This is a genomic window from Citrobacter telavivensis (assembly GCA_009363175.1).
Taxonomy (GTDB): domain Bacteria; phylum Pseudomonadota; class Gammaproteobacteria; order Enterobacterales; family Enterobacteriaceae; genus Citrobacter_A; species Citrobacter_A telavivensis.
In genome coordinates, this window is sequence record CP045205.1 from 182,400 (window position 1) to 204,513 (window position 22,114).

The following is a 22,114-nucleotide window of genomic DNA, read 5'->3' on the forward strand; positions in this document are numbered from 1 at the left end:
TTTTCGTATAATTCACGCGTTTGACCGCCCTTCTCTTGATCCAGAACACGTCAAAAGTATGATGATTCCTTAGAATCGTCATACTCATTAAGTCGTACCTCTACATCATTCGGGATCACCATTTTGTCCAGACTACGCCGCACACTTTTTGCGCTGCTGGCCTGTGCGTCATTCCTCACGCACGCCGCTGCCACTGATGAAATCACTACCGCCTGGCCGGTCAACGTTGGGCCGCTTAACCCCCATCTGTATACCCCTAACCAGATGTTCGCCCAGAGCATGGTCTATGAACCACTGGTGAAGTATCAGGCGGACGGGTCGGTCATTCCGTGGCTGGCGAAAAGCTGGACCCACTCAGCAGATGGCAAGACCTGGACTTTCACCCTGCGTGATGATGTGACTTTCTCGAACGGCGAAGCGTTCGACGCGCATGCCGCGGCGGAAAACTTTCGCGTGGTGCTCGACAACCGTCAGCGCCACGCCTGGCTGGAACTGGTTAATCAGATTGTCGACGTCAGCGCGCTCGACAAAAACCAGCTACAAATCACCCTGAAAAGCGCCTATTACCCCTTTTTGCAGGAACTGGCGCTGCCGCGTCCTTTCCGCTTTATTGCGCCGTCACAATTTAAAGACAACGAAACGATGCGCGGCATTAAAGCCCCCATTGGCACCGGTCCGTGGGTACTGCAAGAGTCAAAGCTCAATCAGTACGATGTGCTGGTCCGCAACGATCGCTACTGGGGTGAAAAGCCGCAGATTCAAAAGATTACCGTCAAAGTGATCCCGGACCCCACCACCCGCGCCGTGGCGTTTGAAACTGGCGATATCGATCTGCTGTACGGCAACGAAGGACTGTTGCCGCTCGATACCTTCGCCCGTTTTAGTCAGAACCCGAACTACCGCACCCAGCTTTCTCAGCCGATTGAAACGGTGATGCTGGCGCTCAACTCAGCCAAAGCGCCGACCAATGAGCTGGCGGTGCGCGAAGCGCTAAACTATGCAGTGAACAAGAAATCGTTGATCGACAACGCGCTGTACGGCACGCAGCAGGTCGCCGATACGCTGTTCGCCCCGACGGTCCCTTATGCCAACGTTGGCCTGAAACCACGTCAGTACGACCCGCAACAGGCGAAAGATCGGCTGGAAAAAGCCGGCTGGCGGCTACCCGCAGGCAAAGAGATTCGTGAGAAAAACGGCCAGCCGCTGCGCATTGAGCTGTCATTTATTGGTACCGATGCGCTAAGTAAGTCGATGGCGGAAATTATCCAGGCCGATATGCGTCAGGTTGGCGTCGATGTCGCGCTTATCGGCGAAGAAGAGAGCAGCATTTACGCCCGCCAGCGCGACGGTCGCTTCGGCATGATCTTCAATCGCACCTGGGGCGCGCCGTATGACCCGCACGCCTTTATGAGTTCGATGCGCGTGCCGTCCCATGCGGATTACCAGGCACAGCAGGGTTTAACCGACAAACCGCTGATTGATAAAGAGATTAGCGAAGTGCTGGAAACGACCGACGAAACGCAGCGTCAGGCGCTGTATAAAGACATTCTGACCCGCCTGCACAACGACGCGGTCTATCTGCCCATCAGCTATGTCTCGATGATGGTGGTCGCCAGACCTGAACTGGGCGCGATTCCGTACGCACCTATCGCCTCTGAAATTCCGTTTGAACAGATTAAACCGGTGAAACCCTGATGTTGCGTTATGTCCTGCGGCGCATCCTGCTGCTGATTCCGATGATTTTCGCCGCCTCGGTGATCATCTTCCTGATGTTACGCCTGGGCACCGGCGACCCGGCGCTCGACTATCTGCGCCTGTCGAATCTGCCGCCCACGCCGGAAATGGTGGCCTCAACCCGTGTGATGCTGGGGCTCGATCAGCCGCTGGTCGTGCAGTACGGCACCTGGCTATGGAAAGCGCTGCATCTGGACTTTGGTATTTCGTTCGCCACCCAGCGCCCGGTGCTGGATGACATGCTGAACTTCCTGCCCGCGACGCTGGAACTGGCCGGCGCGGCGCTGGTGCTGATCCTGCTGACCTCTGTACCGCTCGGCATCTGGGCGGCGCGTCACCGCGACCGTCTGCCGGATTTCGTCGTGCGACTGATAGCCTTTCTCGGCGTGTCGATGCCTAACTTCTGGCTCGCCTTCCTGCTGGTGATGTTCTTTTCGGTCTGGCTGCAGTGGCTGCCCGCGATGGGCTACGGCGACTGGCAGCACCTCATTTTACCGGCGGTGTCGATAGCCTTCATGTCTCTGGCGATTAACGCGCGACTGTTGCGCGCCAGCATGCTGGAAGTCTCCGGGCAGCGCCACGTCACCTGGGCGCGCCTGCGCGGGCTGAACGATAAACAAACCGAACGCCGTCATATTCTGCGTAACGCCTCGCTGCCGGTGGTGACCGCAGTCGGGATGCACATCGGCGAACTGATTGGCGGGACGATGATTATCGAGAACATCTTTGCCTGGCCGGGCGTCGGTCGCTATGCCGTCTCGGCCATATTTAACCGCGACTACCCGGTGATTCAGTGCTTTACACTGATGATGGTGGTGGTTTTCGTGGTCTGTAACCTGATTGTTGATCTGCTAAACGCCGCGCTGGACCCGCGTATTCGTCGTCATGAAGGAGCGCACTCGTGAACTTTTTCTTCTCTTCACGCTGGTCGGTTCGTCTGGCCATGGTCGTCATCGCCCTGCTGGCGGTGATTGCGCTAACCAGCCAGTGGTGGCTGCCGTATGATCCGCAGGCGATCGATTTACCGTCGCGTCTGCTGGCACCGGACAGCCAGCACTGGCTGGGAACCGATCATCTGGGACGCGATATTTTCTCTCGCCTGCTGGCCGCGACCCGCGTGTCGCTGGGTTCAGTGATGGCCTGTCTGCTGCTGGTGCTGGCGCTGGGGCTTATCGTTGGCGGTAGCGCCGGACTGTTGGGCGGACGCGTCGATCAGGCCACTATGCGCGTCGCCGATATGTTTATGACCTTCCCGACCTCCATCCTGTCGTTCTTTATGGTCGGCGTGTTAGGTACGGGACTCACCAACGTGATTATCGCCATCGCTCTGTCGCACTGGGCGTGGTATGCGCGGATGGTGCGCAGCCTGGTCATCTCCCTGCGCCAGCGCGAGTTTGTTCTCGCCTCGCGACTTTCCGGCGCGGGTCATATCCGGGTGTTTATCGATCATCTGGCCGGGGCGGTGATCCCCTCGCTGCTGGTGCTGGCCACGCTGGATATTGGTCACATGATGCTGCACGTTGCCGGGATGTCTTTTCTCGGTCTTGGCGTGACGGCGCCCACGGCGGAATGGGGGGTGATGATTAACGACGCCCGCCAGTATATCTGGACCCAGCCGCTGCAAATGTTCTGGCCGGGGCTGGCGCTGTTTATCACCGTGATGGCCTTCAACATGGTGGGTGATGCCCTGCGCGATCACCTGGATCCTCACCTTGTCACGGAGCACGCCCACTGATGCCACAGCAAATTGAACTGCAAAACATTGCCTTACAGGCCGATCGCCCGCTGGTGCACGGCGTGTCGTTATCGCTCAAACGCGGACGCGTGCTGGCGCTGGTGGGTGGCAGCGGTAGCGGAAAATCGCTGACCTGCGCGGCGGCGCTCGGGATTTTACCCGCGGGCGTTCGCCAGACAAGCGGAACGCTTCTTGCTGACGGTAAGCCGGTGCCCCCTTGCTCCCTGCGCGGGTTCACCATCGCCACCATTATGCAAAACCCGCGCAGCGCGTTTAATCCGCTGCATACGATGGCGACCCACGCGCGGGAAACCTGCCAGGCGTTGGGTAAACCGGCAGATGACACCACGCTTATCCGCGCACTGGAAGCCGTTGGTCTGGAGCACGCCGAGCGCGTACTGAAGCTCTATCCGTTCGAGATGAGCGGCGGCATGTTACAACGCATGATGATCGCGATGGCGGTCCTGTCCGATGCGCCGTTTATCGTCGCCGATGAGCCAACCACCGATCTGGATGTGGTGGCGCAGGCGCGCATCCTCGATCTGCTGGAGAACATTATGCAGAACCGCGCACCGGGTATGCTGCTAGTGACTCATGACATGGGCGTGGTCGCACGACTGGCCGACGACGTGGCGGTGATGGATAACGGAAACATCGTCGAACAGGGCGAGGTGGAAGCCCTGTTCAGGGCCCCCAAACACGCCATCACCCGCGGTCTGGTGTCGGCGCATCTCGCCCTGTACGGTATGGAGTTAGCCTCATGACTTTACTCAGCGTCACTGACCTCTCTCATCACTACGCCCACGCCAGCCTGGGGGGAAAACATCAGCATCAGCAGGTACTCAAAGAGATCTCCCTGAACCTGAAAAGCGGCGAAACTGTTGCCCTGTTGGGGCGCAGCGGCTGCGGGAAAAGTACGCTGGCACGTCTGCTGGTCGGGCTGGAATCGCCCAGCCAGGGGAGCGTGAACTGGCGCGGTGAACCGCTGGCAAAACTGAACCGGTCCAGACAAAAAGCATTTCGCCGCGATATCCAGATGGTCTTTCAGGATTCCATCAGCGCGGTGAATCCGCGTAAAACCGTCTGCGAGATCCTGCGTGAGCCGATGCGTCATTTACTCTCGCTGTCCAAAGCCGGGCAGTTGGCGCGGGTTCGTGAGATGCTCCACGCGGTGGATCTGGATGAAAACCTGCTGGATAAACGTCCGCCACAGCTCAGCGGCGGTCAGCTCCAGCGCGTCTGTCTGGCTCGCGCGCTGGTGGTGGAGCCGAAACTGTTGATTCTCGATGAAGCGGTATCGAATCTCGATCTGGTATTGCAGGCGGGGGTCATCCGTCTGCTCAAGAAACTGCAGCAGCAGTTTGGCACTGCCTGTCTGTTTATCACCCACGATCTGCGGCTGGTGGAGCGTTTTTGTCATCGCGTAATGGTGATGGAGGACGGGCAGATCGTTGAAACCAGGACCGTAGGAGAGGCATTAACCTTTTCCTCCGAGGCCGGTCGTGTGCTACAAAAGGCGGTACTCCCCGCATTCCCCGTGCGCCGTCGCGCCATTTCGTAAGGTTGATATCTGATGCAACGAGTCACCATCACGCTTGATGACGATTTACTGGAAACGCTGGACAGCCTGAGCCAGCGTCGTGGTTACAACAACCGCTCCGAAGCAATTCGTGACATTCTGCGCGGCGCGCTGGCGCAGGAAACCACCCAGGAGCACGGCACCCAGGGTTTTGCGGTGCTCTCCTATGTGTATGAACATGAGAAGCGTGACTTAGCCAGCCGCATTGTGTCGACCCAGCACCATCACCATGATTTGTCGGTTGCCACACTGCATGTCCATATCAATCATGACGACTGTCTGGAGATTGCCGTCCTGAAAGGCGATATGGGCGATGTTCAGCATTTTGCCGATGATGTCATTGCCCAGCGCGGCGTGCGCCACGGCCATTTGCAGTGCCTGCCGAAGGAAGAGTAACCGTCAACGATGCTGCCGGGGGCGCTTCGCTTGCCCGGCCTGCATTTTGTGCTCCCGTAGGCCGGATAAGGCGCAGCCGTCTTGCCGGGGGCGCTTCGCTTGCCCGGCCTGGATTTGCACTCCCGTAGACTAAATAAGACATCGCCGCCATCCGGCAAACTATGCCTGATGGCGCTACGCTTATCAGGCCTACCGTTCGCTGCGAGCCTCAACATTACGCCATCGTGCCAATCGTCTTTCGAAAACGCAGTAGCGCTATCAGGAAGAATGCGCTGCCGATGGCGAGTAACGTCAGAAACTGCGGCCAGACGATGCTGAACCCGGCACCGCGATAGAGTATCGCCTGGGCGAGACTGACAAAGTGCGTGGTTGGCATGGTCAGCATGATGTCCTGCACCGCCTGCGGCATGCTTTCGCGCGGCGTGGAGCCGCCGGAAAGCATTTGCAGCGGCAGCAGCACCAGAATCATCAGCAGCCCCAGTTGTGGCATAGAGCGCGCCAGCGTACCCATAAAAATGCCGATCGAGGTGGTGGCGAACAGGCTCAGTGCCACACCCAGCATGAACAGCGGAATAGACCCTTCAATCGGCACGCCGAGCACGCCTTTCACCATCAGCATTAGCGACAACCCCGAGACCACCAGCACCACCAGCCCCATCGACCAGACCTTCGCCATCATGATCTCAAACGGCGTTACCGGCATCACCAGCAGGTGTTCCACCGTGCCGTGCTCACGCTCGCGGATCAGCGCCGATCCGGTCAGCACAATCGCCAGCATGGTGATGTTATTGATGATCGCCATCACCCCGCCAAACCATGCCGGATCGAGGTTCGGGTTAAAGCGCATTCGGGTCTCCAGCGAAACCAGCGGCTCGCTGTTATCCCGATAGCGGGCGACAAAACTGTTCACTTCGCCGTTGATGATATTCTGGATGTAACTGTTGCCGGTGAACGCCTGACTCATGCGCGTGGCGTCAACGTTCACCTGAATATCCGGCTGCCTTCCGGCCAGCACGTCCCGCTGAAAGTTGGGCGGAATGTTGACTGCAAAGGTATAGCGGCCTGCATCCAGCCCGGCGTCCATTTCGTCAGCGGTGATCATCTCCGGCGGTAAAAACCACGGGCGGTAGAAGCTGTTGACGATACGATTCGAGAGCTGCGACTGGTCCATATCGGCAATGGCAATTGGCGCGAGATGCAGCGACCCCGGCAGCACGGTAGCGGAGGAATACACTGAGACGGTAAAAGCAAACACGATCAGCGTCAGCATCGCCTTATCGCCCAGCAGGCTACGCAACTCCTTGATGCCTAAATTATAAATATTGCGTAATCGGCGCATCACCCCTCCTGTTTTTTCAGCAACAGCACGCTCAGCCCCATCACCACCGGAATGGCTACCAGCAGCGGCACAAACAGCGGCCAGAGATCGGTGAGATCCAATGCTTTCGAGAAAGTCCCCCGGGCGATCGTCAGGAAATGGCTGGTGGGGTAGATCTCGCCGATCCACCGCCCCGGCCCTTCCAGCGAGGCCACCGGATCGATCATCCCGGAGAACTGCGTCGCCGGAATCAGGGTGATGATGGAGGTGCCAAAAATCGCCGCAATCTGACTCTTCATAAACGTGGAGATCAGCAGCCCTATCCCGGTGGCGATGATGACATACAGCAGCGCCGCCAGACTGAGCGTGAGGAAACTGCCTTTGTGCGGCACGCCAAAAACAAACACCGACAGGGCGCAGAGCAGCAGGAAATTGAGCATCCCCAGCGCGATATACGGCAACTGTTTACCGAGCAAGAACTCGCTGCGGGTGGTAGGCGTCACGTACAGGTTAATGATCGATCCCAGCTCTTTTTCCCGTACCACGCTCAACGCACTCAGCATCGACGGAATCATCATCAACAGCAGCGGGATCACCGCCGGAACAATCGCCGGCAGGCTCTTCACATCCGGGTTATAGCGATAGCGGGTTTCAATAGTCATGAGTCCGCTCTGCCCCACCGGCGTCGGCTGGCGGCTCGCCACATCCTGTAGCCAACTCTGGTGCATCGCCTGCACGTAGCCTTTCACCGTCTCAGCGCGGCTGGGCATGGCGCCATCCACCCAGACACCAATCTCCACCGGCGTCCCGCGCGCAATATCGCGGCCAAAGTTAGGCGGGATTTCGATGGCTACCGCCACCTCGCCGGAACGCATCCGCCGGTCAAGATCGTCATAGCTGATTAGCGGCGGCTGTTCAATGAAGTAACGTGAGCCCGCCAGATTTAATGACCATGCCTGGCTGCTGACGGTTTGATCGCGATCGAGTACGGCAAAGCGCAGATTTTCGACGTCCATGCTGATGCCGTAGCCCATAATCAGCATCAGAATCACCGTTCCCAGCAGTGCCAGCGTTGAACGCACCGGGTCACGACGCAGTTCCAGCGCTTCGCGACGGCTGTAGCTGAACAGTCGCCGCAGGCTGAATCCCTGACGCGGCGGCGTGACCTCTTTATGTTTTGTTTCCACCGGTACCTGGGCTTCCGGCGCTGCACCCGCCGCCTCCTGTAACCAGGAGATAAACGCCGCTTCCAGGTTGGCGGCCCCACGCCGTTCCACCAGTTCCTGCGGCGTACCGCTGGCAAGCACTTTTCCGGCGTGCATCAGCGACATACGGTCGCAGCGCTCGGCTTCGTTCATAAAGTGGGTGGAGATGAAAATGGTGACTTTGTCCCGGCGCGACAAATCGACCATCAGTTGCCAGAACATATCCCTGGCCACCGGGTCGACGCCGGAAGTCGGTTCGTCGAGGATCAGCATTTCCGGGCGATGGATCACCGCCACCGCCAGCGACAGTCGCTGGCGAATACCGAGCGGGAGCGACTCGGGTGACGTATCCTCAACCTCCGCCAGCATAAAACGTTCGCTCATCTCCTGAACGCGCTGAGGAATCTCCGCTTCCGGGATGTGAAACAGTCGCGCGTGGAGTTCCAGGTTCTGTCGAACCGTCAGTTCGCTGTACAGCGAAAACGCCTGCGACATGTAGCCCACCCGGCGACGGGTATCGATATCTTTCGGGTCGACCGGTTGACCAAACAGCCAGGCCTCGCCTTCACTGGCAGGTAACAGTCCGGTCAGCATCTTCATGGTGGTCGATTTACCGCAGCCGTTGGAACCGAGGAAGCCAAAGATCTCCCCACGCGGTATGCGAAAGTTGACGTGATCGACAGCGACGAAATTACCGAAGCGCATGGTCAGGTCTTTCGCCTCAATGGCGATCGCTTCCTGTTCCGCGTGATACGGCGGAATCACCACCGGCTGATACGCCTGGCGCTGCGCCTCTGGTAACAGGCCGATAAACGCCTGCTCCAGCGTCTCACTGGCGGTTTTATCGCGGAGTTCCTGCGCGCTGCCGGTTGCCAGTACCTCACCCGCGTTCATCGCCACCAGCCAGTCGAAGCGCTCGGCCTCTTCCATATACGCCGTCGCCACCAGCACGCTCATGTTGGTTTGCCGCTGGCGGATGCTGTCGATCAGATCCCAGAACTGGGCACGGGACAGGGGATCGACGCCGGTGGTCGGTTCATCCAGAATCAATAACTCCGGGTCATGGATCAACGCACAGCACAGCCCCAGCTTTTGTTTCATACCGCCCGAGAGTTTCCCCGCCGGACGATCGCGAAACGGAGCCAGGCCCGTGCTGTTCAGTAGTTCCGTAATCCGCGCTTCGCGCTCGGCTTTGTCATGCCCAAACAGGCGAGCGAAGAAATCGACGTTTTCGTATACCGACAGCGTGTGGTAAAGGTTTTTCCCCAACCCCTGCGGCATCCAGGCAATGCGCGGACAGACGTCACGGCGGTGCTTCGGATCGCGCATATCGCCGCCCAGAACCATGACGTTGCCTTGCTCAATCACCCTTGCGCCGGAGATAAGCGACAGCAGGCTTGATTTTCCCACGCCGTCGGGACCGATCAAGCCCACCATGCAGCGAGCGGGGATATCCAGCGTGATGTTATTCAGCGCCACCGTGGTCCCGTAATGCTGACTCACGCCGTCAAGGTGCACCACGGGAGGAACGGGAACCCGCGCCAGAGGGGTCATTGCGGCAACCTCACCGCCAGCGAATCAGGCCAGGGAGTCTGTTCGTTCAGCCGCACCCACGCCATACCTGGCAATCCGGTTTTGACATATTCCAGATGCTGCTGGAGTAATTCCGGAGGAATGCGCGCCTTGACGCGAAACATCAGCTTCAGACGCTCATCGCTGGTTTCGACGGTTTTCGGCGTGAACTGCGCGACGCTGGCGACGAAACTGATGGTGGCAGGAATGCGCAGATCCGGCGCGGCATCAAGCACCAGACGCGCTTCGCCGCCAATCTTCAGCAGACCCGCCTGTTCGGTAGGCAGAAAGAACGTCATGTAGACATCGCTGAGATCGACCATATTCAGCACCCGACCGCCCGCGGCCAGCACTTCACCGGGTTCTGCCACGCGGTACTGAACCCGGCCATCACGCGGAGCTTTAAGCTCGCTGTCTTCGATGTCCGCGACAATTCGTCGTTCGGTCGCCTGTGCCGCGTCGACACGGGTTTGTGCCTGAATAATGCTGGTGCGCGCGGCTTCAATTGCCGCTTTCGTCGCACTGACCTGCGCCTTTGCCGATTCCAGTGCCGCGCGCGCGCTTTCGGCGGCGGCGCGATCGTCATCCAGTTGTTGCGCCGATACCGCGCCACGCTGGGAGAGCGAGCGGGAACGGACGTGACGTTTGGAGACGGAATCCAGTTCGGCTTCGCGCTGTTTCACCACCGACTGAGCGGCGCGGGTTTCGCTCTGGCGCTGTTCGAGCAGCGCCCGCGCAGCCGCCACGGCGCTTTCGGCCTCTTTGATTTGCGCAATGGCTTCCAGCCGTTGCTCCTGCAACACGCGGGTATCCATCTTCGCCAACACCTCGCCCTGGCGAACAAACTGCCCTTCGTTCACCAGAATGGCATCAATACGCCCGGCGATTTTGGTCGCGATATCGACTTCCGTCGCCTCGATCCTACCGTTGCTGGCAGCAAAACCTTCCGGTACGCCTGCGGGCCGTAGTACCCACCACACACCGGCAGCAACCACCACCAATACGCCCAAAACCCACCACGTCAGATGACGCTTAATGTTGTCCATAATCGACCCGCCATAATCCCTGTTATCAAACAATGCGTGTCACAAAACCCCACTGAACGGGCGTTCAGCGGTATCTTCCCTCCGGGATAAGAAGGAAAAAGTGAGGGTGACCAGGCGGCGTACAGGCGTCATAACGACGCTCGCCGTGAAGGAAAGTGAATGACAGAGAGGTGCGAAAATCGGGTAGTAATGTTGTCATCATCAGCGTTCCTGGCCGTAAATGAAACACGCATACTCATAGCTAGTATCAATAAAATACTAGCATCATTATGGATGATGTCTATTCGCTTATGGTTTGTAATGATATACGAGGTGAATAATTCACGCCCCAGCCAAATCCTGCGCACATGCCCAGGCGCTGGACCACGCCCACTGGAAGTTGTACCCCCCCAGCCAGCCGGTGACGTCCATCACTTCGCCAATAAAGTAGAGACCCGGTACCTTGCGCGCTTCCATGGTCCGTGACGACAGTTCGTGGGTGTCTACCCCACCGAGCGTCACTTCCGCCGTGCGATACCCTTCGGTGCCGTTCGGCTGTACCCGCCAGTCGGTCAATGTGTCAATCAGCGTCTGCTGGTCACGAACGTTGAGCTGTTTAAGCGAGACATCAGGGATCTGACCGAGCTGTTGCAGGCACTCCACCAGACGCTTCGGCAGCAGCATCGCCAGCGTGTTCTTCAGGCTTTGATTCGGATGAGCGCTACGCTGTTCGTCAAGAACATCATTCAGGCTGACATCCGGCAGTAAATTGATGCTGACAAATTCGCCAGGCTGCCAGAAGCTGGAAATCTGTAAAACCGCCGGGCCTGAAAGGCCACGATGGGTAAACAGCAGATTTTCGCGAAAGACGGTGCCGTCCTGCGCGGTGATAACCGACGGGACGGAAACGCCAGAGAGCACCTGAAGCTGCTCCAGCAGCGGCTTGTGCAGGGTAAACGGCACCAGCCCGGCGCGGGTGGGCAGAACCTTCAGGCCAAACTGCTCGGCAATTTTATAGCCAAACGGCGTCGCGCCCAGACCCGGCATCGACAGCCCGCCGGAAGCAATCACCAGCTTTTTCGCGCCGACGGTGGCCCCGTTCAGCTCCAGCGTAAAACCGTCATCATCCTGCGCAACGCTCAGAACTTCACAACGTAAGCGCAGGGTCACATTGCCTTTTTCGCATTCCGCCACCAGCATATCGACGATTTGCTGGGCGGAATCATCGCAAAAAAGCTGCCCGAGCGTTTTTTCATGCCAGGCGATACCGTGCTTACCGACGAGATCGATAAAATCCCACTGGGTATATCGCGCCAGCGCAGACTTGCAAAAATGCGGGTTCTGACTCAAATAGGCCGCCGGCTCAACATAAAGGTTCGTAAAGTTGCAGCGACCCCCACCGGACATGAGGATCTTACGGCCAGGCTTCTTACCATTATCAATGAGCAGCACCCGACTGCCAGCCTGTCCTGCCTGTGCTGCACAGAACATACCTGCCGCGCCAGCGCCTATAATAATGGCATCAAACCTTTCCACTTTACGTTCCTCTCTGAATTCAGGGCGTGAATTGTAAAGTTATCTCAGTGGTCGCACCAGCGAGAAAATCCTCAGGAAGAAGTATTTGCATGAAATATATAAGATAATTCTTTATAGGCACTATTGTATTCAGACGTTAAATCAAAAAAAGTCTATATTTCACTTTGCCCGCGCCGCTAAAGTCACTGATAATGCGCCGCGTTCATGTCCTCAAGATGGCGTAACGTCCTATGCTACATTTGTTTGCTGGCCTGGATTTACATACCGGGCTTTTATTATTGCTTGCTCTGGCTTTTGTGCTGTTCTACGAAGCAATTAACGGCTTCCATGATACAGCCAACGCAGTTGCAACCGTGATCTACACCCGTGCGATGCGCTCGCAGCTTGCGGTGGTCATGGCTGCCGTGTTCAACTTCTTTGGTGTGCTGCTGGGCGGTCTCAGCGTAGCCTATGCCATCGTGCATATGTTACCGACCGATCTCCTGCTCAACATGGGATCTTCGCATGGACTTGCGATGGTGTTCTCCATGCTGCTCGCCGCCATCATCTGGAACCTGGGTACCTGGTACTTTGGTTTACCCGCATCCAGCTCTCACACGCTGATTGGCGCGATTATCGGCATCGGTTTAACCAATGCGCTGATGACCGGCACCTCAGTGGTGGACGCACTCAATATCCCGAAAGTCATGGGCATTTTTGCCTCGCTGATCGTCTCGCCCATCGTTGGTCTGGTGGTCGCAGGCGGCCTGATTTTCATTCTGCGTCGCTACTGGAGCGGAACCAAAAAACGCGCCCGTATTCACCTCACCCCAGCTGAACGTGAAAAGAAAGACGGTAAGAAAAAGCCGCCGTTCTGGACCCGTATTGCCCTGATTCTCTCGGCTATCGGCGTCGCCTTCTCGCATGGTGCGAACGACGGTCAGAAAGGCATTGGTCTGGTTATGCTGGTTCTGATTGGTGTGGCACCGGCAGGCTTCGTGGTGAACATGAACGCTTCGGGTTACGAAATCACCCGTACCCGTGATGCCATCAATAACGTCGAAATCTACTTCCAGCAGCATCCCGATCTGCTGAAGAAAGTGACGGGCGTCGATCAGCTGATTCCGTCTCCGGAACCGGCCGCAACGCAGCCGACGGAATTCCACTGCCATCCGGCAAACACCATTAACGCGCTGGATCGCGCGAAGGCGATGTTGTCGAACAACGTGGAAAGCTATGACAAGCTGAGCGTTGAGCAGCGCGGCCAACTGCGTCGCATCATGCTGTGCATCTCCGATACGACCGATAAAGTAACGAAGCTGCCGGGCGTGAGCGCTGACGACCAGCGTCTGCTGAAGAAACTGAAAACCGATATGCTGAGCACCATTGAGTATGCGCCTATCTGGATAATTATGGCGGTCGCGCTGGCGCTGGGTATTGGTACCATGATCGGCTGGCGCCGTGTGGCAACCACCATCGGTGAGAAGATTGGTAAGAAAGGCATGACCTATGCTCAGGGAATGTCTGCACAGATGACAGCAGCCGTCTCTATTGGTCTCGCCAGCTACACCGGGATGCCGGTATCCACCACCCACGTTCTCTCCTCCTCCGTGGCGGGGACGATGGTTGTCGACGGTGGGGGTCTGCAACGTAAAACGGTGACCAGCATTCTGATGGCGTGGGTGTTCACATTACCCGCCGCGATCCTGCTGTCCGGTACACTGTACTGGATCTCGCTGAAGCTTATCTAAGCGAGAAGAGAAAAGAAGTTACCGAAGCAAGCGGGTCAGGAAACTGGCCCGCTTTTTTATGCTCAGTGCCAAATCATCAAAGCAATAAGACTGATCACCACGAGCCCGCACAGCGCGCTGGTCAAAATGAACTGACGACGTACCCGCTCACAACGGCGGATGAATTCATCATCATGATGATCGCGGTAGCGCTGGGCGTAGATATACCACACCAGGCGTACCTGCTTATTGGGTTGGCCGTGCGAGGTGAAAAAGCCGCCCCCATCTACATATTGATAGAGCAAAGGATCGCAACCACGAAGTACCACGAGCAGCGCGCGTAAAGACGAGAAATAGCGCGCCATATTCACAATGCAAACAACACATAACGCCCAGAATAATGCAACGGTGCTTATCATACGACCTCCCCGGCGACCCGCCCACGGAGCTCCGCTCCGGGACTACCGCTCCCCGAAACCTGCCAGACAGTCAATGAAAAAGTACGACTAAAAACCGCTCATTTTGAGCTTATCATCTGAGCGGCTCTCTAAATAGTGTAGGAGATCAGTTAATTTTTTTGCCAGAAGGTTAATCACTATCAATGCAATTATCTAAATTTTTTGTTTAACTATCTGGTAAGCAAGGCGGATTGACGGATTATCCAGGTCGCTATAATGTAAGGATAGTCTCTACAATCCATCGCGGCTGAGCTAGCCCCGCGTAGACATACCGCACAGTTCGCAGGACGCGAGTGATGAAAAGGTAGAAAAATCGCTAGCTGGCTGGTCATCGACAACTTTATGGAAGGAGTAATACTATGGCTTACAAACACATTCTCATCGCGGTTGATCTTTCACCGGAAAGCAAAGTTCTGGTCGAAAAAGCGGTCTCTATGGCACGTCCGTACAACGCAAAGGTTTCCCTGATCCACGTTGATGTAAACTACTCTGACCTTTATACCGGCCTGATTGACGTCAATCTGGGCGATATGCAAAAACGCATTTCTGAAGAAACCCACCACGCGCTGACCGAACTGTCCACTAACGCAGGCTATCCGATCACCGAAACCCTGAGCGGCAGCGGCGATCTGGGTCAGGTGCTGGTAGACGCTATCAAGAAATACGACATGGACCTGGTTGTTTGTGGTCACCACCAGGACTTCTGGAGCAAACTGATGTCCTCCGCACGTCAGTTGATCAACACCGTTCACGTCGACATGCTGATTGTTCCACTGCGCGACGAAGAAGAGTAAAACACGTCCAGCCGGATTCCCCGGCCATGTCAGAGCGCCCGCCTTTGCGGGCGTTTTTGTTTCTGTCATTCCCGAAAACGATCAGTACAACCTTCCACCTCATTAATCATAATTAGTGTGATCAACTGATTAGAACGAAATCAATCTGTATAATACTCTACACCACCGGCTAATAGCCGCAGTCTATAACAGAGTCAGACTTTTTCGGCGCGTTTTGTATTACGCGTTCATACTTTTCGGGATGGCATTGAAAGGCGAAGCAATATGAATACATCTGCACCTACGGGTTTGCTGCAGCAACCCCGCCCGTTCTTCATGATCTTTTTTGTCGAGTTATGGGAACGATTTGGCTATTACGGCGTTCAGGGTATCCTGGCGGTTTTCTTTGTTAAGCAACTCGGATTCTCGCAGGAACAGGCGTTTATCACCTTCGGCGCCTTTGCCGCACTGGTGTACGGTCTGATCTCAATTGGGGGTTACGTTGGCGACCACCTGCTCGGCACCAAACGGACGCTGGTGCTGGGCGCTGTTGTACTGGCACTCGGCTACTTTATGACGGGAATGTCGTTGCTCAAACCGGACCTCATTTTTATCGCTCTTGGGACGATTGCCGTCGGCAACGGCCTGTTTAAGGCGAACCCGGCAAGCCTGCTCTCCAAATGCTATCCGCCAAAAGATCCGCGTCTGGATGGCGCCTTCACCCTGTTCTACATGTCGATTAACATCGGTTCGCTGCTGTCGCTGTCGCTGGCGCCGGTGATCGCGGATAAGTTTGGCTACGCCGTCACCTACAACCTGTGCGGGGCGGGACTGATTGTCGCGCTGCTGGTCTATTTCGCCTGCCGCGGTATGGTGAAAGATATCGGTTCCGAGCCAGACCATCTGCCGATGAGCTTCCGCAATCTGTTGTACGTCCTGATTGGCACCGTGGCGATGGTCTTCCTCTGCGCCTGGCTGATGCACAACGTGAAAATCGCCAACCTGGTGCTGATTGTGTTGTCGCTTGTGGTGACGATTATCTTCTTCCGCCAGGCCTTCAAACTGGATAAAACCGGTCGCAACAAGATGTTTGTGGCGTTTATCCTGATGCTTGAAGCCGTACTGTTTTACATTCTGTATGCGCAGATGCCCACTTCGCTGAACTTCTTTGCCATCAACAACGTTCACCATGAGATCCTCGGTTTCACCCTTAACCCGGTGAGTTTCCAGGCGCTCAACCCGTTCTGGGTGGTGGTTGCCAGTCCGGTGCTGGCGGCTATCTACACGCGTCTGGGCAGCAAAGGTAAAGACCTGACGATGCCGATGAAGTTTACCCTCGGGATGTTCCTGTGCTCGCTGGGCTTTCTGACCGCCGCCGCCGCAGGGATGTGGTTTGCCGATGCGCAGGGGCTTACGTCGCCGTGGTTTATCGTGCTGGTCTATCTGTTCCAGAGTCTGGGCGAGCTGCTGATTAGCGCGTTGGGACTGGCAATGGTGGCGGCGCTGGTGCCGCAGCATCTGATGGGCTTTATCCTCGGGATGTGGTTCCTGACGCAGGCCGCCGCGTTTCTGCTGGGGGGCTATGTCGCCACCTTTACCGCCGTACCGGAGAACATCACCGACCCGTTGCAGACACTGCCTGTCTATACCGGCGTGTTCAGTAAAATCGGATTAGTGACGCTGGCGGTCACGGTTGTGATGGCGCTGATGGTGCCGTGGCTGAACCGGATGATTAATACGCCGGATAGCCATCAATCATCATAACCCTTCGCAGGCCCGATGGCGTTACGCTATCGGGCAGTCAAACCGGTGCCGGATGGTAGCGTAAACGCCCTATCCGGCCTGATTTCGTTCATCCTTTGCGTACGTTGATCCATTCCTGTACTTCGACCACAAAGGTCTCGGGTGCTTTGCGATACATTTTGCGCGCCAGGTCCAGAATCGTATGCTGTCCTAATGCCTCTTCCATACGCTGCTGCGCCATATCCATCACCGAGCGTACGCCGCAGATCCCTTCACAGGCCCACGCGGGCGGTTGTTCCTCAAAGACCGCGAGTCGCTGGCGAATCTCCCGACATTCAAAGATGCGCTTGTCACCGTCGATAGCGTTAACCACATCCAGCACCGTAATGTGCTCGGCAGGTCTGGCAAGCTGAAAACCGCCGCCTTTACCCTCGATGCTACGCACCAGTCCCGCCTTCGACAAACGGGTAAATATTTTGGCCAGATAGTCGTAGGGCACGCTTTGCAGATCGGCAATTTCGCGCACGCTCATATCGCGGGCGTCCCCTTTGCTATCCACCATACACATCAGGCTATGAATGCCGTACTCAACCCCGGAACTGTAGAATGCCATGCTCTTATCTCAGCCAAAATAATTCTGAGTTATTGTAGCTTTTTCATCATCATCATTCCAGATGAGAAGAAGAAACTCATTGAGAGAAAATATTTAATTCATTAATTTTCAATATGATAAATGCATTTTACGCCACTACCTCCCCGTGAAGAATGAAATCACATTGCATCTTTTAACTACGACAAATAAAATCCGAGTAAATTAACCATCATGACTACCGGATAAAACCATCATGCGTAAACAGATTCTGATCGTCGGTGCAGGTTTCTCAGGGATGTGGGCAGCGCTTAGCGCGGCCCGGCTGCTTGAGAAAGAGGCCAACCCAAACATTGATATCACCGTCATTGCTCCGCAGCCCGAGCTGCGCGTTCGTCCGCGTTTTTATGAAAATGCGGTTGAAACACTCGTTGCCCCGCTCCAGCCGCTGTTCGATGTCACCGGCGTTAACTTTCTGCGTGGGACGGTCAGCCAGATCCTTCCCGCATCAAAAGAAGTGAGCTGTACGGATGCCAGCGGTGAAACGCGTTTGCAGCGCTATGACCGCTTAGTCCTCGCCAGTGGCAGTCACGTAAACCGCTCGCAGGTGGCCGGTGCGCAAGCCCACGCCTTCGATTTGGATCAGCTGGAAAGTGCCGCTGTACTTGAAAAGCATTTGCAGAGTCTGGCAAGCCAACCCGAGAGTGAAGCGCGTAATACCGTGGTCGTCTGCGGGGGCGGTTTTACCGGCATTGAAATGGCGCTGGAGCTGCCGGGCCGTCTGCGCGACATTTTTGGTGCTGAAGCTAAGACCAGAGTAGTCGTAGTAGAACGCGGCCCCCAGCCAGGTTCACGCTACAGCAACGCATTGCGTAACGTCATTGTCGAAGCCTCGGCTGAACTGGGTGTGGAATGGCAGGTAAACGCCGACGTGGAAAGCGTGAATGCCTCTGGCGTTACGCTGAAGGACGGACGAACTATCGCTTCACAGACCGTCATCTGGACCGTGGGTGTCCAGGCTAACGATCTGACGACACAAATTGATGCCCCGCGCGACCGTCAGGGTCGTCTGCACGTCAACGCTAACCTGCAAGTGGTGGGTTATGACGATATTTATGCCACCGGCGATGTGGCTTACGCCGCCACTGACGATAAGGGCAATCACGCATTAATGACCTGCCAGCATGCGATCCTGTTGGGTAAATTTGCCGGGAACAATGCCGCAGCCAGCCTGCTGGACGTCGCCCCCCTGCCGTATCGTCAGGAAAACTACGTCACCTGTCTGGATTTGGGGGCCTGGGGAGCGGTCTATACCGAAGGATGGGATCAGCAGGTAAAACTGACGCGTGCCGAGGCCAAGAAACTGAAGCTGTCGATTACTCGTGAGCTTATCTACCCGCCGAAGGCCGATAAAGCCGTCGCGTTTGAGATTGCCGATCCTCTGGCACCGTTTGTGTAATCCGTATTGCCGGATGGCGGCTCACGCCTTATCCGGCCTACAAAAGACAAAAGACAAAAGACAAACTACGCTAAGTCGTAGGCCTGATAAGCGCAGCGCCATCAGGCAATCTGTTAATCCGCCAAAGGCGTGCCGGCATAAATATCAAACCGGTGCCCTTTGGTCACCACCGCATTCGGCGTGGCGACATCCGCCAGCGGCGGCGCATAGTCCGGACGTTTCACCACCACGCGTTTAGTCGCGAGTTGACGCGCAGGTTCGAGCAGGCCGTCAGCGTCCAGATCCGGTCCCACCAGCGACTGAAATACCCGCATCTCTTTCTTCACCAGCGCGCTTTTCTGCTTATGGGGAAACATCGGATCGAGATAAACCACCTGCGGACGCGGTGTGATATCGGTCAGCGCCGTCAGGCTGGAAGCATGAATCAACTGCAAACGCGCCTGCAACCACGGGCCAATTTCCGCATCGGCATAGCCGCGCGCCAGTCCGTCGTCGAGCAACGCCGCCACTACCGGGTTACGTTCCAGCATCCGCACATGACAACCGACGCAGGCAAGGACAAAGGCATCACGTCCCAGCCCTGCCGTGGCATCCACCACATCCGGCAAATAATCGCCTTTGATACCGACCGCTTTGGCGACCGCCTCGCCGCGACCGCCGCCAAATTTGCGCCGGTGCGCCATCGCCCCGCCGACAAAATCGACGAAAATGCCGCCGAGCTTCGGTTCATCACGTTTACGCAACTCCAGATGTTCCGCAGTCAGCACTAGCGCCATCAGATTGTCTTCATCGTGTTCCAGCCCCCAGCGGGCAGCCAGAACAGATAAGGCGCCGTCTCCGGCGCCCGTTTCATCAATTAAGCAGATTTTCACTTCCGCTTTACCCTAAATAATTCGAGTTGCATCGAGGCAACAAGGGAATAAATCCCTGGGAGCGTACAAACAGTACGCGACCAGGGTGAATGAGTGCAGTTGCCGAAGAGGCGGCTTGAAGTATGACGGGTAAATTAACCTTTGATTCCGTAATGCTCAAGCATTGCGTCGAGCTGCGGTTCGCGGCCACGGAAGCGTTTGAACAGCTCCATGGGTTCTTCGGAGCCGCCGCGCGTCAGGATATTGTCGAGGAACGACTGACCGGTATCGCGGTTGAAAATCCCCTCGTCTTCGAAGCGGGAGAAGGCATCCGCAGCCAGCACGTCAGCCCACAAATAGCTGTAATATCCCGCCGCGTAGCCGCCGGCGAAAATATGGCTGAAGGCATGCGGGAAGCGGCCCCATGACGGTCCCGGCACCACGGCGACCTGTTTTTTAATCTCCGCCAGCGTTTCAAGGATTTTTGCCCCTTGCTGCGGGTCAAATTCCGCATGCAGACGGAAGTCAAACAGACCGAACTCCAGCTGACGCAGGATGAACAGCGCCGCCTGGTAGTTCTTCGCCGCCAGCATTTTATCCAGCAGTTCTTTCGGCAGCGGTTCGCCTGTCTCGTAATGACCGGAGATAAACGCCAGCGCGTCCGGCTCCCAGCACCAGTTTTCCATAAACTGGCTCGGCAGTTCGACCGCATCCCACGGCACGCCGTTGATCCCGGAAACCCCTGCGGTTTCGATACGGGTCAACATGTGGTGCAGGCCGTGACCAAACTCGTGGAACAGGGTGATCACTTCGTCATGGGTAAACAGCGCCGGTTTGCCGTTGACCGGGCGGTTAAAGTTACAGGTCAGGTAGGCGACCGGTTTTTGCAGAGAACCGTCCGCTTTGCGCATCTGACCGACGCAGTCGTCCATCCACGCCCCGCCGCGTTTGTTTTCACGGGCGTACAGGTCAAGATAGAAACTGCCGCGCAGTTCGTTGTTTTCGTCATACAGTTCGAAGAACCGCACGTCCGGATGCCAGACATCCACATCGTGACGCTCTTTCGCGGTGATGCCGTATATGCGCTTCACCACTTCAAACAGGCCGTTCACCGCTTTGTTTTCCGGGAAGTACGGACGCAACTGTTCGTCGCTGATGCTGTAAAGGTGCTGTTTCTGTTTTTCGCTGTAGTACGCGATATCCCACGGGTTCAGCTCATCAACGCCAAACTCTGCTTTTGCGAAAGCACGCAGTTGCGCCAGCTCTTTCTCGCCCTGCGGACGCGCGCGTTTTGCCAGATCGGTTAAGAACCCCAGCACCTGCTGCGGGTTTTCCGCCATTTTAGTGGCGAGCGATTTAAAGGCGTAGCTTTCAAAGCCCAGCAGTTGCGCCAGTTCATGACGCAGGGTGAGGATCTCTTCCATCACCGGGCTGTTATCCCATTTACCGGCGTTCGGCCCCTGATCGGAGGCGCGGGTCACATAGGCGCGGTACATCTCCTCACGCAATGCCGGATTGTCGCAGTAGGTCATCACCGGCAGATAGCTCGGGATATCCAGCGTCAGCAGATACCCTTCCTGCTCTTTCGCTTCAGCCTGCGCTTTCGCCGCCGCCAGCGCGCTTTCCGGCATCCCGGCTAGCTCTGCTTCGTCAGTAATCAGCTTCGTCCAGCCCATGGTGGCGTCGAGCACGTTGTTGCTGTACAGGTTGCCAAGCTCAGACAGGCGGGTGGCGATCTCTCCGTAACGCTGCTGTTTTTCTTTCGGCAGGCCAATCCCGGAGAGTTCAAAATCACGCAGCGCATTATCAACGGCTTTTTTCTGCGCGGTATTGAGTGTGGCGTAATGGTCGCCATCACGCAGGTCGCGGTACGCCTTATACAGACCTTCATGCTGACCAACCCAGGTGCTGTATTCCGACAACAGCGGCAGGGTTTGCTCATAGGCTTCGCGCAGTTCCGGGCTGTTTTTCACTGAATTCAGATGGCTGACCGGAGAAAAAATACGCCCCAGGACGTCATCGACTTCCGCAAGCGGTTGGCAAAGGTTTTCCCAGGAATACGGTGCGCCCTGCGCGACCACACGTTCCACATTCTCACGGCAGTCGTTCAGCGCTTTGGTGACGGCGGGAACGACATGCTCAGGCTTGATCGCGGAAAACGGCGGCAGTTCGAAGGGAGTCAGTAATGGATTCGTCATATGCACAGTCCTGGTTAAAAAGGGGGAAACAAACGCGTATGCGCGTTGTTGTCGGGTGGCGGCTGCGCCTTACCCGACCTACAAAGGCAGGGACCCGTAAGTCGGATAAGATGCGTTAGCGTCGCCATCCGCCATGTAATGTATGTAGCATGGGGTTAAGTGTAGTGAATTTCAATGCCAGGCGTTGCGCTTTCGCGGCAGCGGTGACTTTTCTGTATACTGTGGCGATATGCT

At 56.6% G+C, this 22,114-nt stretch carries 18 protein-coding genes; 10 read left to right on the forward strand and 8 right to left on the reverse strand.

Features of this window, described 5'->3' with window-relative positions:
- The first annotated feature begins 120 nt into the window (after positions 1–120).
- The 6 genes from nikA to nikR are packed head-to-tail and all read left to right on the forward strand — an operon-like array spanning position 121 to position 5,444.
- Positions 121–1,695 (forward strand): nickel ABC transporter, nickel/metallophore periplasmic binding protein, encoded by a 1,575-nt coding sequence (nikA, locus tag GBC03_03105; protein ID QFS69267.1) that lies wholly within the window; start codon positions 121–123, stop codon positions 1,693–1,695.
- On the forward strand, positions 1,695–2,639 hold the full coding sequence (nikB, locus tag GBC03_03110) for a nickel ABC transporter permease subunit NikB (protein QFS69268.1): 945 nt from the start codon (positions 1,695–1,697) through the stop codon (positions 2,637–2,639). The genes nikA and nikB overlap by 1 nt, the downstream gene beginning before the upstream one ends.
- Positions 2,636–3,469, forward strand: a complete 834-nt coding sequence (nikC, locus tag GBC03_03115; GenBank protein ID QFS69269.1) for a nickel ABC transporter permease subunit NikC — start codon at positions 2,636–2,638, stop codon at positions 3,467–3,469. Before nikB ends, nikC begins: the two co-directional genes overlap by 4 nt.
- Positions 3,469–4,233: a nickel import ATP-binding protein NikD gene (nikD, locus tag GBC03_03120; protein QFS69270.1), complete on the forward strand. Its 765-nt coding sequence runs from the start codon at positions 3,469–3,471 to the stop codon at positions 4,231–4,233. The genes nikC and nikD overlap by 1 nt, the downstream gene beginning before the upstream one ends.
- The gene (gene nikE / locus GBC03_03125) at positions 4,230–5,030 is read left to right on the forward strand and encodes a nickel import ATP-binding protein NikE (GenBank protein QFS69271.1); all 801 of its coding nucleotides are present in this window, start codon (positions 4,230–4,232) and stop codon (positions 5,028–5,030) included. The genes nikD and nikE overlap by 4 nt, the downstream gene beginning before the upstream one ends.
- Positions 5,031–5,042: 12 nt before the next feature.
- Positions 5,043–5,444 (forward strand): nickel-responsive transcriptional regulator NikR, encoded by a 402-nt coding sequence (gene nikR, locus GBC03_03130; protein ID QFS69272.1) that lies wholly within the window; start codon positions 5,043–5,045, stop codon positions 5,442–5,444.
- A gap of 214 nt (positions 5,445–5,658) precedes the next feature.
- On the opposite strand, the gene GBC03_03135 is transcribed toward nikR, so the two are convergent.
- The 4 genes from GBC03_03135 to GBC03_03150 form a co-directional block, all read right to left on the reverse strand.
- Entirely contained in the window at positions 5,659–6,783 is a 1,125-nt protein-coding gene (locus GBC03_03135; GenBank protein QFS69273.1) for an ABC transporter permease subunit, read from the reverse strand.
- Positions 6,783–9,521, reverse strand: coding sequence for a ribosome-associated ATPase/putative transporter RbbA (locus GBC03_03140; GenBank protein QFS69274.1), 2,739 nt, complete (start codon positions 9,519–9,521; stop codon positions 6,783–6,785). The genes GBC03_03135 and GBC03_03140 overlap by 1 nt, the downstream gene beginning before the upstream one ends.
- Positions 9,518–10,585, reverse strand: a complete 1,068-nt coding sequence (locus GBC03_03145) for an HlyD family efflux transporter periplasmic adaptor subunit (GenBank protein QFS69275.1) — start codon at positions 10,583–10,585, stop codon at positions 9,518–9,520. The genes GBC03_03140 and GBC03_03145 overlap by 4 nt, the downstream gene beginning before the upstream one ends.
- Before the next feature lie 321 nt (positions 10,586–10,906).
- Positions 10,907–12,100 carry an aminoacetone oxidase family FAD-binding enzyme gene (locus tag GBC03_03150; protein ID QFS69276.1) on the reverse strand — a complete coding sequence of 398 codons (1,194 nt, stop codon included), beginning with the start codon at positions 12,098–12,100 and terminating at the stop codon, positions 10,907–10,909.
- A gap of 230 nt (positions 12,101–12,330) precedes the next feature.
- On the opposite strand from GBC03_03150, the gene pitA reads away from it, so the two are divergent.
- Positions 12,331–13,830: an inorganic phosphate transporter PitA gene (gene pitA / locus GBC03_03155; GenBank protein ID QFS69277.1), complete on the forward strand. Its 1,500-nt coding sequence runs from the start codon at positions 12,331–12,333 to the stop codon at positions 13,828–13,830.
- 62 nt (positions 13,831–13,892) lie between these two features.
- On the opposite strand, the gene uspB is transcribed toward pitA, so the two are convergent.
- Positions 13,893–14,228: a universal stress protein UspB gene (uspB, locus tag GBC03_03160; GenBank protein ID QFS69278.1), complete on the reverse strand. Its 336-nt coding sequence runs from the start codon at positions 14,226–14,228 to the stop codon at positions 13,893–13,895.
- Between the two features lie 398 nt (positions 14,229–14,626).
- Here uspB and uspA point away from each other — a divergent pair, with 398 nt between their 5' ends.
- Both uspA and dtpB read left to right on the forward strand, forming a co-directional pair.
- The gene (uspA, locus tag GBC03_03165; GenBank protein QFS69279.1) at positions 14,627–15,061 is read left to right on the forward strand and encodes a universal stress protein UspA; all 435 of its coding nucleotides are present in this window, start codon (positions 14,627–14,629) and stop codon (positions 15,059–15,061) included.
- 264 nt (positions 15,062–15,325) lie between these two features.
- Positions 15,326–16,804, forward strand: coding sequence for a dipeptide/tripeptide permease DtpB (gene dtpB, locus GBC03_03170; protein QFS69280.1), 1,479 nt, complete (start codon positions 15,326–15,328; stop codon positions 16,802–16,804).
- An 88-nt stretch (positions 16,805–16,892) separates the two neighbouring features.
- Here the strand turns inward: dtpB and GBC03_03175 are convergent, their stop codons facing one another.
- Positions 16,893–17,396 carry an Rrf2 family transcriptional regulator gene (locus tag GBC03_03175; GenBank protein ID QFS69281.1) on the reverse strand — a complete coding sequence of 168 codons (504 nt, stop codon included), beginning with the start codon at positions 17,394–17,396 and terminating at the stop codon, positions 16,893–16,895.
- A 232-nt stretch (positions 17,397–17,628) separates the two neighbouring features.
- Between GBC03_03175 and GBC03_03180 the strand changes: the two genes are divergently transcribed.
- Complete coding sequence (locus GBC03_03180) at positions 17,629–18,831, forward strand: NAD(P)/FAD-dependent oxidoreductase (GenBank protein QFS69282.1); 1,203 nt, start codon at positions 17,629–17,631, stop codon at positions 18,829–18,831.
- A gap of 113 nt (positions 18,832–18,944) precedes the next feature.
- Here GBC03_03180 and rsmJ read toward each other — a convergent pair whose 3' ends face one another.
- Both rsmJ and prlC read right to left on the reverse strand, forming a co-directional pair.
- Positions 18,945–19,703 carry a 16S rRNA (guanine(1516)-N(2))-methyltransferase RsmJ gene (gene rsmJ / locus GBC03_03185; GenBank protein QFS69283.1) on the reverse strand — a complete coding sequence of 253 codons (759 nt, stop codon included), beginning with the start codon at positions 19,701–19,703 and terminating at the stop codon, positions 18,945–18,947.
- Between the two features lie 134 nt (positions 19,704–19,837).
- A complete protein-coding gene (prlC, locus tag GBC03_03190) occupies positions 19,838–21,880 on the reverse strand; it encodes an oligopeptidase A (protein QFS69284.1) in 2,043 nt (680 codons plus the stop codon).
- Between the last annotated feature and the right edge of the window lie 234 nt (positions 21,881–22,114).

Excerpts from the sequence above, each read along its gene's own strand:
- nikB (QFS69268.1), top strand. The coding sequence starts at position 1,695 with ATGTTGCGTTATGTCCTGCGGCGCATCCTGCTGCTGATTCCGATGATT.
- nikD (QFS69270.1), top strand. The coding sequence starts at position 3,469 with ATGCCACAGCAAATTGAACTGCAAAACATTGCCTTACAGGCCGATCGC.
- nikE (QFS69271.1), top strand. The coding sequence starts at position 4,230 with ATGACTTTACTCAGCGTCACTGACCTCTCTCATCACTACGCCCACGCC.
- nikR (QFS69272.1), top strand. The coding sequence starts at position 5,043 with ATGCAACGAGTCACCATCACGCTTGATGACGATTTACTGGAAACGCTG.
- GBC03_03135 (QFS69273.1), bottom strand. The coding sequence starts at position 6,783 with ATGCGCCGATTACGCAATATTTATAATTTAGGCATCAAGGAGTTGCGT.
- GBC03_03140 (QFS69274.1), bottom strand. The coding sequence starts at position 9,521 with ATGACCCCTCTGGCGCGGGTTCCCGTTCCTCCCGTGGTGCACCTTGAC.
- GBC03_03145 (QFS69275.1), bottom strand. The coding sequence starts at position 10,585 with ATGGACAACATTAAGCGTCATCTGACGTGGTGGGTTTTGGGCGTATTG.
- pitA (QFS69277.1), top strand. The coding sequence starts at position 12,331 with ATGCTACATTTGTTTGCTGGCCTGGATTTACATACCGGGCTTTTATTA.
- uspB (QFS69278.1), bottom strand. The coding sequence starts at position 14,228 with ATGATAAGCACCGTTGCATTATTCTGGGCGTTATGTGTTGTTTGCATT.
- uspA (QFS69279.1), top strand. The coding sequence starts at position 14,627 with ATGGCTTACAAACACATTCTCATCGCGGTTGATCTTTCACCGGAAAGC.
- dtpB (QFS69280.1), top strand. The coding sequence starts at position 15,326 with ATGAATACATCTGCACCTACGGGTTTGCTGCAGCAACCCCGCCCGTTC.
- GBC03_03175 (QFS69281.1), bottom strand. The coding sequence starts at position 17,396 with ATGGCATTCTACAGTTCCGGGGTTGAGTACGGCATTCATAGCCTGATG.
- GBC03_03180 (QFS69282.1), top strand. The coding sequence starts at position 17,629 with ATGCGTAAACAGATTCTGATCGTCGGTGCAGGTTTCTCAGGGATGTGG.
- prlC (QFS69284.1), bottom strand. The coding sequence starts at position 21,880 with ATGACGAATCCATTACTGACTCCCTTCGAACTGCCGCCGTTTTCCGCG.